At 64.6% G+C, this 13,490-nt stretch carries 14 protein-coding genes; 11 read left to right on the top strand and 3 right to left on the bottom strand.

The genetic code is table 11. The annotated features are described in order from the left end of the window. The first annotated feature begins 117 nt into the window (after positions 1-117). The 3 genes from tatB (at position 118) to serS (ending at position 3,046) form a co-directional block, all read left to right on the top strand. Entirely contained in the window at positions 118-705 is a 588-nt protein-coding gene (gene tatB, locus HAP48_RS39120) for a Sec-independent protein translocase protein TatB (RefSeq protein WP_166205179.1), read from the top strand. Continuing rightward, complete coding sequence (gene tatC / locus HAP48_RS39115; RefSeq protein WP_029082690.1) at positions 702-1,508, top strand: twin-arginine translocase subunit TatC; 807 nt, start codon at positions 702-704, stop codon at positions 1,506-1,508. Before tatB ends, tatC begins: the two co-directional genes overlap by 4 nt. A 206-nt stretch (positions 1,509-1,714) precedes the next feature. Further along, the gene (gene serS / locus HAP48_RS39110; RefSeq protein WP_166205178.1) at positions 1,715-3,046 is read left to right on the top strand and encodes a serine--tRNA ligase; all 1,332 of its coding nucleotides are present in this window, start codon (positions 1,715-1,717) and stop codon (positions 3,044-3,046) included. A gap of 108 nt (positions 3,047-3,154) precedes the next feature. Here the strand turns inward: serS and HAP48_RS39105 are convergent, their stop codons facing one another. Then, positions 3,155-3,463, bottom strand: coding sequence for a hypothetical protein (locus HAP48_RS39105; RefSeq protein ID WP_166205177.1), 309 nt, complete (start codon positions 3,461-3,463; stop codon positions 3,155-3,157). 755 nt (positions 3,464-4,218) lie between these two features. Between HAP48_RS39105 and surE the strand changes: the two genes are divergently transcribed. Beyond that, complete coding sequence (gene surE, locus HAP48_RS39100; RefSeq protein WP_166205176.1) at positions 4,219-4,986, top strand: 5'/3'-nucleotidase SurE; 768 nt, start codon at positions 4,219-4,221, stop codon at positions 4,984-4,986. A gap of 25 nt (positions 4,987-5,011) precedes the next feature. Here surE and HAP48_RS39095 read toward each other — a convergent pair whose 3' ends face one another. Beyond that, entirely contained in the window at positions 5,012-5,389 is a 378-nt protein-coding gene (locus tag HAP48_RS39095; RefSeq protein ID WP_029082686.1) for a response regulator, read from the bottom strand. Between the two features lie 356 nt (positions 5,390-5,745). Between HAP48_RS39095 and HAP48_RS39090 the strand changes: the two genes are divergently transcribed. Further along, positions 5,746-6,396 (top strand): protein-L-isoaspartate(D-aspartate) O-methyltransferase, encoded by a 651-nt coding sequence (locus HAP48_RS39090; RefSeq protein WP_224496784.1) that lies wholly within the window; start codon positions 5,746-5,748, stop codon positions 6,394-6,396. Between the two features lie 110 nt (positions 6,397-6,506). After that, positions 6,507-7,892 carry a LysM peptidoglycan-binding domain-containing M23 family metallopeptidase gene (locus HAP48_RS39085; protein WP_166205175.1) on the top strand — a complete coding sequence of 462 codons (1,386 nt, stop codon included), beginning with the start codon at positions 6,507-6,509 and terminating at the stop codon, positions 7,890-7,892. Positions 7,893-7,997: 105 nt separating this feature from the next. Here the strand turns inward: HAP48_RS39085 and HAP48_RS39080 are convergent, their stop codons facing one another. After that, positions 7,998-8,981, bottom strand: a complete 984-nt coding sequence (locus tag HAP48_RS39080; RefSeq protein WP_166205174.1) for an ATP-binding protein — start codon at positions 8,979-8,981, stop codon at positions 7,998-8,000. Between the two features lie 190 nt (positions 8,982-9,171). Between HAP48_RS39080 and yajC the strand changes: the two genes are divergently transcribed. From yajC to HAP48_RS39055, 5 genes are read left to right on the top strand one after another with little or no spacing between them, the layout of a single operon-like run. Continuing rightward, a complete protein-coding gene (gene yajC, locus HAP48_RS39075; RefSeq protein ID WP_166205173.1) occupies positions 9,172-9,528 on the top strand; it encodes a preprotein translocase subunit YajC in 357 nt (118 codons plus the stop codon). Between the two features lie 40 nt (positions 9,529-9,568). Next, positions 9,569-11,170 carry a protein translocase subunit SecD gene (gene secD / locus HAP48_RS39070; RefSeq protein ID WP_166205172.1) on the top strand — a complete coding sequence of 534 codons (1,602 nt, stop codon included), beginning with the start codon at positions 9,569-9,571 and terminating at the stop codon, positions 11,168-11,170. 10 nt (positions 11,171-11,180) lie between these two features. Beyond that, positions 11,181-12,209 carry a protein translocase subunit SecF gene (secF, locus tag HAP48_RS39065; protein WP_166205171.1) on the top strand — a complete coding sequence of 343 codons (1,029 nt, stop codon included), beginning with the start codon at positions 11,181-11,183 and terminating at the stop codon, positions 12,207-12,209. 6 nt (positions 12,210-12,215) lie between these two features. After that, on the top strand, positions 12,216-12,599 hold the full coding sequence (locus HAP48_RS39060; RefSeq protein WP_029082679.1) for an Mth938-like domain-containing protein: 384 nt from the start codon (positions 12,216-12,218) through the stop codon (positions 12,597-12,599). Next, on the top strand, positions 12,596-13,459 hold the full coding sequence (locus tag HAP48_RS39055) for a phytoene/squalene synthase family protein (RefSeq protein ID WP_166205170.1): 864 nt from the start codon (positions 12,596-12,598) through the stop codon (positions 13,457-13,459). The genes HAP48_RS39060 and HAP48_RS39055 overlap by 4 nt, the downstream gene beginning before the upstream one ends. Positions 13,460-13,490 lie beyond the last annotated feature (31 nt).

The following is a 13,490-nucleotide window of genomic DNA, read 5'->3' as shown; positions in this document are numbered from 1 at the left end:
ACGGTGACGCCGTCGCTCGGAAGCGCTATTGACGCCGATTGAGAAAAGGCGCCGGCGGCCCCAAATCCCTGTTAGGACCGATGGGGCCGATCGCGGCGCGCTTGGGCGGAAGAATTCATGTTCGATATCGGGTGGAGTGAACTGGTCGTCATCGCGGTCGTCGCGCTGATTGCCATCGGCCCGAAAGAACTGCCGGGCGTGCTGCGCATGGTCGGGCAATGGATGGGCAAGGCCCGCAAGATGGCCTCCGAATTCCAGGGCCAGTTCCAGGAAGCCATGCGCGAGGCCGAGATGGCCGACATCAAGAAGAGCTTTGACGAGGTCAAGGAAGCCGCAACCGGCATCACCAGCGGCAACATCATGACCTCGCTGCAGAAGGACGTCAGCGACGCGCTGCAGATCGACAAGCCCGTCGATGCGCAGGTCGCCTCCGCGATTGACGCGCCGGTGACGTCGAGCGACGCACCGGTGACGTCAAGTGACGCACAGGTGACGTCAAGTGACGCACAGGTGACGTCAAGCGACGCACTGGTCACGCCAACAACACCCGCAGCGCCGACGCCGGAGACTTTCGTCGAGGCCGAGACGCACGCTGCCACAACTGAGCCGCTTGCGATCACCAGCGAGGTGAAGCCCGAGCCGGCACCGTCGCAGGACGTGACGCCGGCGGAGCCTGAGGTGCTCAAGGACGCGAGGGCGTCATGAGCGCAGAAGATATCGAGGCCAGCAAGGCCCCCTTGATGGATCATTTGATCGAGCTGCGCTCGCGGCTGATCAAGGCGCTGCTCGGCTTCGGCGTGGCCTTTATCATCTGCTTCTTCTTTGCCAAGCAGATCTACAACGTGCTGGTCTGGCCGTTCGTGCTGGTGGCGGGGCCTGAGAATTCGAAATTCATCTACACGCAGCTGCTGGAATATTTCATCACGCAGTTGAAGCTCGCGATGTTCGGCGCCGCCTTCATCTCGTTCCCGATCGTCGCCGGACAGATCTACATGTTCGTGGCGCCCGGCCTCTACAGGCACGAGCGCAACGCCTTCCTGCCGTATCTGATCGCGACCCCGGTGTTCTTCGTGATGGGCGCGATGTTGGTCTATTTCGTCGTGCTGCCGATGCTGGTGCGGTTCTCGCTCGGCATGCAGCAGGCCGGCAGCGCGGAGACCGCGCAGATCCAGCTGCTGCCCAAGGTCGGCGAGTATCTGTCGCTGATGATGTCGCTGATCTTCGCCTTCGGCATCGCTTTCCAGCTGCCGGTGATCCTGACGCTCTTGGGCCGCATCGGCATCGTCACCTCGAAGATGCTGAGAGAGAAGCGGCGCTACTTCATCGTGATCGCCTTCATCATCGCCGCGGTGCTGACGCCGCCGGACGTGCTGAGCCAGGCCTCGCTCGCGATCCCGCTGCTCGCGCTCTATGAGGGCGCCATCATCGCGGTCCGGATCGTGGAGAAGAAGGCCGCGACCAAGGCAGCCTCGTCCAGCGTCCCGCCGGCGGCCAATCCGGCCGAGTAGGGCCAGTCTCCACCACACACTCGGTGTCATACCCCGCGAAGGCGGGGTATCCAGTACGCCGCGGCTTCTCGATGACACACGGACGTCTCTGGAATACTGGATCACCCGCTTTCGCGGGTGATGACGGTCGTGGTAGTGGAATTACATCACGGTAGTTTGCCAACACAATGGTTGGTTGCCTACGCATCGCCTGCCAGGACCGACCCATGCACGACATCAAAGCGATCCGCGACAACCCGACAGCCTTCGACGCCGGCCTGAAGCGCCGCGGATTAGAGGCGCTGTCGCCGTCGCTGCTGGCGATCGACGAGAAGCGCCGTGCCGCGATCCTGGCGTCCGAGCAGGCCCAGGCGCGGCGCAACGCGGCCTCGAAAGAGATCGGTGACGCCAAGAAGGCGAAGGACGAGGCGCGTGCGGCCAAGCTGATGGCCGAGGTCGCGGAGCTCAAGACCACGATGCCAGAGCTCGAAGCTGCGGCGAAGACGGCCGATGAAGAGCTGACGAAAGAGCTGTCGTCGATTCCCAATCTGCCGCTCGACGAGGTGCCGGACGGCACCGACGAGCACGGCAACGTCCAGCACCATGTATTCGGCAAGAAGCGCGAGTACGGCTTCGCGCCGAAGCTGCATGACGATCTCGGGACCGCCCTCGGCGACATGGATTTCGAGGCGGCAGCGAAACTGTCGGGCGCGCGCTTCGTCGTGCTGAAGAGGGGGCTGGCGCGGCTCGAGCGCGCGATCGGGCAGTTCATGCTCGATCTGCACACCGGCGAACATGGCTACACCGAAATCAATCCGCCGCTCTTGGTGCGCGACGCCGTGATGTTCGGCACCGGCCAATTGCCGAAATTCGAGGACGACCAGTTCTGGGCGATCAAGGGTGAATTGCTCGCGACGCCGAATGCCGATTTGCGCAGCGAGCGCCTCGGCCTGATTCCGACGGCGGAGGTTTCGCTGACCAACCTCGCGCGCGAATCCATCCTCGATGAAAAAGAGCTGCCGATGCGGCTCACCGCGCTGACGCCGTGCTTCCGCGCCGAAGCCGGCGCGGCGGGACGCGATACGCGCGGCATGATCCGCCAGCACCAATTCACAAAGGTCGAGCTGGTGTCGATCACGACGCCCGAAGCCAGCAAGGATGAACTCGAGCGCATGCTGTCCTGCGCCGAGCAGGTTCTGCAGAAGCTCGACCTGCATTATCGCGTGATGATGCTGTGCGCCGGCGACATGGGCTTCTCCGCGCAGAAGACCTACGACATCGAGGTCTGGATGCCGGGGCAGGGCGACGGCGGCGCCTATCGCGAGATCTCGAGCTGCTCGGTGTGCGGCGATTTCCAGGCCCGCCGGATGGACGCGCGCTATCGCGGCCCCGACGGCAAGCCGCGCTTCGTGCATACGCTGAACGGCTCCGGCACGGCGGTCGGGCGCGCCCTGATCGCTGTGATGGAGACCTATCAACAGCAGGACGGTTCGATCGCGGTGCCCGATGTGCTGCAGCCCTATATGGGCGGGCTCAAGGTCATCGAGCACGGCATGTGAGGCGAGGGCCAGTGTGATGCCGCTCCACCGTGACATCCACTGGCTTGGTCGACAATGGGCCGTCACGGGCCATGGTCTGCAGCTGATCAATCAGAAGCAGATGGGCTATTACGACATCGAGGCCGCGCGCCTGTGGGAGGCGCGCGTGACCGAGGTGCAATCGAAGGCCTGGATCGACAGGCCGGACTTCGACAACGCGCTGGAGCTCGCACGCGCCAGGTTCGCCCAGCTGGCGCCGGCCGATTTTTCGCCATCAGCGGCGGTTGCACCGCCGCCGCCACCGGTCCGGCCGCCGCCGCCCGCGCCGCGTGCTCCGCTTGAACCGTCATCGGTGCCCTCGATCGAGGAGCTGCTGGCCAGGCTGAAATCAAAATCGGCTGCGGCAGCGCCGGTCGCAAAACCGGCCGAGGCACCCACACCGGCTCCGCCCGAATCCGAACCGCCCAAACCCGAACCGCCTCGGATTGAGCTTCGCCAGGTTGAAGCGAGCAAGTCAGAGCCTCCCAAATCAGAGCCTCCCAAGCCAGAGCTTCCCAAGCTCGTGCTTCGCCGAACTGCGCCCCCCGAGCCACCCGGGCCTGCCCGGACGCTTGAACCTCCGAAGGCTCTGCCTGCCAAGCCCGTGGTTCTCAAGCCCGAGCCCCCCAGACCTGCGCCTGGCAAGTCCGAAGCTGGCAAGTCCGAAGCCAGTAGGTCCGAGCTTCTGAAATCGGAGCCTCCGAGCGCTCCCAAGCCGGGGCCTCGCGACACAGCGCCGGTCGCCCCTGAGCAGCCCAGCTCCGAAGCACCTGGGGTTGAACCTGCCAAAGCTGAAGTCGCCAAGCCCGAGCTCGCCGAGCCTGCGTCTGCCGAACGCGAGGGCCCCAAGCCTGGGTCTCCGAAGCCTGCGCCTTTCAAGTCTGAGCCTCTCAACGCCGAAACTGCCAAGCCCGACGTGCGCCAGCCCGCTGTCCTGGTCGTGCGGCCGCGCGCCGAACCTGCCTGGCCGGCGTTCGACGGCAAGATCGCCGCGACCGGCAGATTTGTGCGTCCCTGGCGGGTGACGTCGGCGCAATGGCACGGGCCTTCGGCGGGTTTGCCTCGGCGGCCCTAGCCGGTTAAGACGGCAATCAACTCAAGAAACTGCAACTCAAGAAACCCGCGTCGAATCGGAACAAAAGGCACTTTGACGGATGCGAATTCTCTGCACCAATGATGACGGTATCCACGCTCCCGGCCTGCAGGTCGTCGAGCAGATCGCGCGCTCCTTGTCCGACGACGTCTGGATCGTTGCCCCCGAGCTCGATCAGTCCGGCGTCTCGCATTCGCTGTCGCTCAACGATCCGCTGCGGCTGCGCGAAGTCAGCCCGCGTCACTTCGCGGTGCGCGGCACGCCGACCGATTGCGTCATCATGGGCGCGCGCCACATTCTCGGTGACGAGCTGCCCGATCTCGTGCTGAGCGGCGTCAACAAGGGCCGCAACGTCGCCGAGGACGTGGTCTATTCCGGCACCATCGCCGGCGCGCTGGAAGGCACCATCCTGGGCTTTCCGTCATTTGCGTTGTCGCAGGAATTTTCGATCGAGACGCGCAACGCACCGCTGTGGGAGACCGCGCTGAAATTCGGACCCGACATCATCCGCAACGTCATCGCTGCAGGCGTTCCCAGGAACACCGTCGTCAACGTCAACTTCCCGTCCTGCATGCCCGATGACGTCAAGGGCATCAGGATCACGCGGCAGGGCAAGCGCAATCAGGGGTTTCTGAAGATCGATCGCCGTCACGACGGGCGCGGCAATCCGTATTTCTGGATCGGCTTCGAGCGCGCGGCGATGATGGATGCGCCGGCTGAAGGCACCGATCTCGCCGCGCTTGCGGCGCGCTACGTCTCGGTGACGCCGCTGCGGCTCGACCGCACCGATGAAGCATTTTCGGAAACGCTGACCGCGACGCTGAAGTAATCTGTAGCTCGGATGGAGCCAATCGTCAGACCGGCGCGCTCTTCATCGCGCTGGATATCACCTGGGCCAGCGTTTCCAGCTGGAAGGGCTTTTGCAGCGCCGGCCGGTCGCGATACTCCGGAGGCAGGCCGGACGAGCCGTAGCCGGTCGCGAAGATGAAGGGGCGGTTGCGGGCGTTGATCAGCTCGGCGACCGGGGTGATCACCTTGCCATTGACGTTGACGTCGAGGATCGCGAGGTCGAATTCGGTGGATTGCGCAAGCCTGACGGCCTCGCCGATTTCGCCGGCCTCGGCCGCGACGGTATGGCCGAGCTCCTCCAGCATATCGGCGACCATCATCCGGATCATGACCTCGTCCTCCACGAGGAAAACTGAACAGCCCGCCGGCCGTATCGCTGTCATGATGGAATCCTTGCCCTACCCTGAAATAGGCTCGCAAATAACATTACAGCGCGCAACGCAAACGTTTGGGATTTGGTCGTTTTCCAGCGCCCACCGCCGTTCGCCGCATACCCCGCTGAAGCATTACCCGGCAGTCAGCGCGGTGGGGCGATACACCCGGATACCCCGGGCGGCAGCTGAGCGTTAACCGCGCGGCGTTGCCGATTATATGGGAAGGTGCCAACGCCAAATCAGGGTGCTGGTTCCTGACGGGGAACAAAACACAACGGGAAATTTTTCCTTAACGCGGTATTTCGGATTTCAATGGCATCAAGCAGAGCAAGATTCCGCGCTGCTGCCCAGAGACGCTGACGAACATGGCCGTGAAGTCAGATCCGACCGAGAAGATGATGTTTCAGCTCACCCTGCGGCGGCGAGGGGTGAGCGATCAGGCCGTGCTCCGCACCATGGAGGAGGTGCCGCGCGAGTTGTTCGTCGATCCGCGCGATCGCAGCGAGGCCTATCGCGACAGCGCGCTGGCGATCGCCTGCGGGCAGACCATCAGCCAGCCCTTCGTCGTGGCCTACATGACCGAGCAGCTGCAGCTGCAGAAGGACCACCGCGTGCTCGAGATCGGCACCGGCTCGGGCTACCAGGCGGCCGTGCTGTCCCGGCTGTGCAAGCAGGTGCTGACCATCGAGCGCTACCGGACGCTGGCCGACGGCGCCCGCAAGCGCCTCGAAAATCTCGGCTATTACAACATCGAGGTGCTGCTCGGGGACGGCTTCGACGTCCCGGCGGGAGCGGGTGATTTCGACCGCATCATGGTCACCGCGGCGATGGAGCAGATCCCGGAGAAGCTTATGGAGCGGCTCGAGCCGGGTGGCGTCCTGATCGCCCCGGTCGGGCCGCATCAGGGCACCCAGACCCTGGTCCGCGTGGTGCGGACGGAGAACGGCTTCGACCGCAAGGAGCTGGTCGACGTCCGCTTTGTGCCGGCGCTGCCGGGAATCGCGCGCGAATTGTGAATCTGGTGATTTGCCGCTTGGCACCAACGCCTTATTCGCAGGGTTAAGCGGTTATTTACTCGGTACGTGTTTACTCAAAACAGTCTTTTGTTGCGTACGAGTGAGTAACCATGTCCGGGGTTGTTGAGTTGCTTCGCTCGCGTCGCGTACCGCAGGTTGCGGTGCTGACGCTGATGTCCATGGCTTTTGCCGGTTGCAGCGCCGATATGTCGTCGCGCTTCTCGCAAAACTCCTACTCGCAAAATCCGTTTGCGCTTGATCCGCAGCCGACCGGCACCGTGCAGCAGCAGGCACAGCCGCCGCGCGAGCTGCCGCAATATGCGCGGCCGCATACCCAGCCGCAGTATTCCCAGTATCAGTCACAGCCATTGCCGCCGCCGGTTGCGGCGCCGCAATCCTATCCGGTCGCCGGCGCCGGCGTCTCCGGAGGAGGGCGCGGGCTTTCGTCCTACACACCGCCGCCCGCGCGCCCGCAGATCGAAGCCACCGGCACCGTTCCGCGTTCGGTCGCCGCAGCGCATGCCGGGCATAACGGCACCACCATCATCGTCGGCACCAGCGATACGCTCGAGGTGCTGGCGCGCCGCTACAACGTCTCGTCGGCCGAGATCCTGCGCGCCAACGGCTATAAGGGACCGCGCGCATTGTCGCCCGGTCAGCAGCTGATCATTCCGCGCCCGACGGCGTCAGCCGCTGCGGCACCTGCGATGGCCGCACCCGCTGCGCGGCCCGTTGCGGTGGCAGCCGCACCGGCCGGAATCCACTATGTCAATCGCGGCGACACTCTGCACAGCATCGCGCGCCAGCACCACATCCCGGTCGCCGAGCTTGCCCGCGCCAACAATCTCGATCAGTCGGCGCGGCTCAGCCTCGGCATGAAGCTCGTCGTGCCCGGCGCCAAGACTGCGATGGCGGCTCCCGCGCCCGTTGCGCAAGCTGTTGCTGCTGCGCCTGTCGCAGCGGCCCCGGTGCCGGCCGTGGCAGCTCCGAAGGTCGTCGCCACTGCGCTGCCGCAGCAGAGTGCGCGGCTGGTTCAGCCGACCGCGATTGTCGATCAGCCCGTTGCTGCCGCAGAAGCGCCCGCAGCCACCAAGTCGAGCGAAGCCACCGGCGCATTGCCGACCTTCCGCTGGCCGGTGCGCGGCAAGGTCATCACCGCCTATGGCTCGAAGACCAACGGCAAGGTCAATGACGGGATCAATGTCGCGGTGCCCGAAGGCACGCCGGTGAAGGCCGCCGAAGACGGCGTCGTCGCCTATTCGGGCAACGAGCTGAAGGGCTACGGCAATCTGGTGCTGGTCCGCCATTCTAACGGCTACGTCACCGCCTACGCCCATGCGAGCGAAATCCTGGTCAAGCGCGGCGACACCATCAAGCGCGGCCAGGTGATCGCCAAATCGGGCCAGTCGGGTGAGGCGGGCTCGCCGCAGCTCCATTTCGAAATTCGCAAGGGATCGTCCCCGGTCGATCCGCTCCAGTTCCTCAACGGCGCATAAGTTACGCGCCGGGACTTCCAAGGGACTTCCAAGTCTCACAACAAAGACAACGGGGGAGGTGCAAACCTCCCCCGTTTTGTTTTGGTCGTTTGATCGTTGGTGCGATTACGCCCCGGCGAGCCGCACGCCGAGCCGGCCCGCCAGTTCCTGGGTGTATTGCCAGGCGACGCGGCCGGAGCGCGATCCGCGGGTGGTCGACCATTCGAGCGCCTCGCGCTCGAGTTCGTTCTCGGCGATCTTGATGCCGTAATGGTCGCAATATCCCTTCACCATCGCGAGGTACTCGTCCTGGCTGCAGCGATGGAAGCCGAGCCAGAGGCCGAAACGGTCAGACAGCGAGACCTTTTCCTCGACCGCTTCGCCCGGATTGATCGCGGTCGAGCGTTCGTTCTCGATCATCTCGCGCGCCAGGAGATGCCGCCGGTTCGAGGTCGCATAGAGGATGACGTTGTCGGGGCGCCCCTCGATACCGCCTTCGAGCACCGCCTTCAGCGATTTGTAGGAAGCGTCGTTGCCGTCGAAGGAGAGGTCGTCGCAGAACACGATGAAGCGGAACGATGAGCTGCGCAGCAGCTCCATCAGGCCGGGCAGGCTTTCGATGTCCTCGCGGTGAATCTCGATCAGCTTGAGCCGGTCGGCCGGCTTGCGGTCGACATTGATGCTGGCATGGGTGGCCTTCACCAGGGACGACTTGCCCATGCCGCGGGCGCCCCACAGCAGCGCATTGTTGGCGGGCAGTCCGTTGGCGAAGCGCTCGGTATTCTCCATCAGGATGTCGCGCATCCGGTCGACGCCCTTGAGCAGGCCGATCTCGACGCGGCTGACGCGCGGCACCGGGGCCAGGCGCCCGTCCGGGTGCCAGACAAAGGCGTCTGTGGCACTGAGCGACCCGGCCGGATCGGGGGCGGGGGAGGCGGCCGAAAGCCGGCTCGCAATGGTCTCCAGGGCGTTCGCGATCCGCTCGGCGGTCGCGCCGTCGAGCGGCGTTTCCGGGCGTTTTGTCGCGGCTTTCGCAGCGCGTTTGCCGGCGGTTTTGGGGGCTGTTTTACTCGTGGTTTTACTGGGTGATTTCTTGGCTTTTTTCGGCATTTGTCCAGTTCCTGACGGCGCAGCCTTATCGGGCTGGCGGCGGTCCCGCAAGCGCCCTAAATGAAGGTCCGTTAACGTTGCAATTGGGACCGCGGCCGCTATAGTCCGCGCGAATTTGTCCGGACCGCCATACCGCCCCGAATCCGAGGGCGCTGCCGGTTCTTTCCCGTCTTATCCGAGGATCGTCCGAATGCTGATTACTCCTGCGTTTGCTCAGGCTGGAGCGGGTGGTGACACCAACAGCATGTTGATGTCGCTGCTGCCATTCGCGCTGATCTTCGTCATCATGTACTTCCTGATTCTGCGCCCGCAGCAGAAGAAGGTGCGCGATCACGCAGACCTCGTGAAGAACATCCGCCGCGGCGACACCGTGGTGACCTCGGGCGGCCTCGTCGGCAAGGTGACCAAGGTGGTCGACGACGACCAGATCGAGTTCGAGATTTCGGACGGCGTTCGCGTGCGGCAGATGCGCCAGATGATCTCGGGCGTGCGGACCAAGGGTGAGCCGGCGAAGGGCGACGCCAAGGACGAGGCGTCCGCGAGCTGATCGCCGCGGAGCCTTTTGCCGAATCTGACAGGTCAATTCGATGTTGTATTTCACGCGGTGGCGAGCGCTGGGGATCATCCTGACAGCGCTGGTGGTCTGCCTGTGCGCCGTGCCCAATTTCTTCCCCGAGGCGCAGGTCAAGACCTGGCCGGCCTGGGCGCAGCGGCGCCTCGTGCTTGGCCTCGACCTGCAGGGCGGCTCGTATCTCTTGCTCGAGGTCGACTCCAACTATGTGAAGAAGGAGAAGCTCGACCAGATCCGCGACGACGTGCGGCGGGTGCTTCGTGAAGCCAAGATCGTCTATACCGGCCTCAACGTCCGCAACGAAGCGGTGGAAGTCCGCATCTCCAAGGACACCGACCAGGCGACGGCGTTGTCGAAGCTGCGTGACTTATCGCAGCCGCTCGGCGGCCTGCTTGGCTCCAGCGGCCAGCGCAGTCTCGATGTGGCAGATGCCGGCGGCGGCTTGATCCGCCTGACGGTGCCGCAGGCCGCGATCACCGAGCGGATCCGGCAGACCATCGAGCAATCGATCCAGATCGTCGAGCGGCGCGTCAACGAACTCGGTACGGTCGAGCCCGTGATTCAGCGTCAAGGCACCGACCGCATCCTGGTGCAGGTGCCGGGCCTGCAGGACCCGACCCGCCTGAAGGAACTGCTCGGCAAGACGGCGAAGATGGAATTCCGGATGGTCGACTCCTCGGTGTCGCCCGACCAGGCGCAACAGGGCCGCTTGCCGCCGGATTCCGAACTGCTGATGAGTGCGTCACCGCCGCCGGTTCCGTATGTCGTCAAGAAGCAGGTTCTGGTTTCCGGAGGCGAACTGTCCGATGCCCAGCCCGGCTTTGACCAGCGTACGGGCGAGGCGATCGTCAGCTTCAAATTCAATACGTCGGGCGCCCGCAAATTCGCGCAGGCGACCGCCGAGAACGTCGGTCAGCCGTTTGCGATCGTGCTCGACAACAAGGTGATCTCGGCACCGGTGATCCGCGAGCCGATCACCGGCGGACAGGGCCAGATCTCCGGCAGCTTCACCGTGCAGTCGGCGAACGATCTGGCGATCCTGATGCGCGCCGGCGCGCTGCCGGCGCCGCTGACCGTGATCGAGGAGCGCACCGTTGGTCCCGGCCTCGGGCAGGACTCGATCGAAAAGGGCGAGCTCGCGGCCTATGTCGGCTCGATCCTTGTCATCGTGTTCATGCTGATCACCTATCGGCTGTTCGGCGTGTTCGCCAACATCGCCGTGGCGATCAATGTCGCCATGATCTTTGGGCTATTGTCGCTGCTCAATGCCACGCTGACCTTGCCCGGCATCGCCGGCATCGTGCTCACCGTCGGCATCGCGGTCGACTCCAACGTGCTGATTTATGAGCGCATCCGCGAGGAATTGCGCGGCGGCCGCAATGCGATCTCGGCGATCGACGCCGGCTTCAAGCGGGCGCTCGCGACCATCCTCGACTCCAACATCACCACCTTCATTGCTGCCGCCGTGCTGTTCTACATCGGCACCGGACCGGTGCGCGGCTTTGCCGTGACGCTCGGCATCGGCATCATCACCACGGTGTTCACCGCCTTTACCCTGACGCGCCTGATCGTCGCGGGGTGGGTGCGGTGGAAGCGGCCGCAAACCGTGCCGATCTGAGAGGCCTATTGTGACTCATACCGTTCTCATTGGCCTTGGCATCCTGATCGCCGTGCTGACCGTCGTCGCGGCGCTCGGTTTGCTGCCGGCGCTGCGCATCGTGCCCGACGACACGCATTTCGATTTCACGCGCTTTCGCCGCATCAGCTTTCCGATCTCGGCGGTGCTCTCGATCGTTGCGATCACGCTGTTCTTCACCCACGGCCTGAATTTCGGCATCGACTTCAAGGGCGGCACGCTGCTGGAGGTGCAGGCCAAGTCCGGCACCGCCGACATCGCCGCGATGCGCACAACCTTGAACGGTCTTGGGCTCGGCGAGGTGCAGCTGCAACAATTCGGTGGTCCAGCCGAAGTCCTGATCCGCGTCGCCGAGCAGCCCGGCGGCGATAAGGCGCAACAGGATGCAGTAACGAAAGTGCGCGGCGCGCTCGGCGAATCCGTCGATTACCGCCGCGTCGAAGTGGTGGGACCGCGCGTCTCCGGCGAACTGCTTGCCTACGGCATGATCGGCCTGATGTTCGCGATTGTCGGCATCCTGATCTATCTCTGGTTCCGGTTCGAGTGGCAGTTCGCGCTCGGCGCCATGATCGCCAATGTCCACGACATCGTGCTGACCATCGGCTTCATGTCGATCACTCAGGTCGATTTCGACCTCACCAGCATCGCGGCACTGCTGACAATTCTCGGCTATTCGCTCAACGACACCGTCGTCATCTACGACCGTATCCGCGAGATGCTGCGGCGCTACAAGAAGATGCCGATGCCGCAGCTGCTCAACGAATCGATCAACTCGACGCTGTCGCGCTCGATCATCACCCACGTCACCGTGACCCTGGCGCTGCTCGCGCTGCTGCTGTTCGGCGGCCAGGCGATTCACAGCTTCACTGCGGTCATGATGTTCGGCGTCGTGCTGGTCGGCACCTACACTTCGATCTTCATCGCGGCGCCAATCCTGATCTATCTCGGTGTTCACACCACGCGGGGCGAGGCGCAGGATGCGCCGGCCAAGAAGCCGGACGCGGCGGCAGCCAAGAAGTAGCCGGTCATGAGCAACTCCTCGGACGCTCCCCATCTTCCGAGGTCGGCGCCGATCGAGGCCTACGGCAAGGGCGGCTTCGCGTTCGCCGATATGTCGCACCGCGGCTCGTTGCTGTGCCTGCCTGACGCGATCTGGGCCTGGCCGGTGACCAGGCCGCAGGAGATCGACGAATATTCGCTGCAGAAGGTGTTCGCATCGGCCAATGCGATCGACACGCTGATCGTCGGCACCGGCACCGAGGTCTGGGTGCCGCCAAAGGGCCTGCGCGAGGCCTTGCGCGCGGTGCGGGTGGTGCTCGACCCGATGCAGACCGGCCCCGCGATCCGCACTTACAACATCATGCTGGGCGAGCGGCGCCGCGTCGCGGCGGCGCTGATCGCTGTGCCATGAGCGCCGCGGAGGCGCCAAAGGACGGCGCGGGCTTCTGCGCCGATCTGGTGCGCACCCATGACTTCGTGCGCTACGCGTCGACCCTGTTCATGCCGGGGCCGGAACGGCGGGCGCTGCTTGCGCTCTACGCCTTCAACATCGAGGTCTCGCGCGTGCACGAGCAGGTCAGCCAGCCGCTACCCGGCGAGATGCGGCTGCAATGGTGGACCGACATGCTGGCCGGGGCAGGGCATGGCGGTGTCGAAGGCAATCCGGTCGCAGCCGAACTGCTGCAGGCGATCCGCACTCACCGCCTGCCGGTCTCGCCGTTGTCGCAGCTGGTCGAGGAGCACCAGTTCGATCTCTACAACGACCCGATGCCGTCGCTGGCTGCGCTCGAGGGCTATCTTGACGCTACGGCCTCAGTGCTGTTCTCGGAGGCCACGCGCATCGTGGCGCGGCCATCGGAGGCGATCGATCACCTGGCCCGTCATGCCGGCCTTGCCCAGGGCATGGCGCAGGTCATCGCGGCGCTGGGCCGCGACGCCTCGCGGCAGCAGCTGTTTCTGCCGCTACCGCTGCTTCAGCAGCACGGCAGCAGCAAAGAGGAGGTGTTTGCCGGCAAGCCGACGCCCAACATCCGTGCGGCGGTCGAGCAGCTCGCGGACGAGGCACTGGGCCATCTCAAGACCGCATTCGGGCTGCTCGCGGATGTGCCATCCGGCGTGCGGCCGATCTTTCTGCCGCTCGCTTATGTCAGGCGCGAACTGAACCGGGCGAGGAGGGCCGACAACGATCCGTTCCTGCCGCAACCGGTCTCACGCCTGCGCACGCTCTGGACGTTGTGGCGAGCCGCGCGCACCGAGGAATTCGGTCGCTAAGGCATCATGCCGAAAAGTGCGGAGCGTTTGC

The organism is Bradyrhizobium septentrionale (assembly GCF_011516645.4).
Lineage (GTDB): Bacteria > Pseudomonadota > Alphaproteobacteria > Rhizobiales > Xanthobacteraceae > Bradyrhizobium > Bradyrhizobium septentrionale.
Note: the sequence above shows the minus strand (reverse complement) of the source record. Positions and strands in the feature narration are given on the sequence as shown.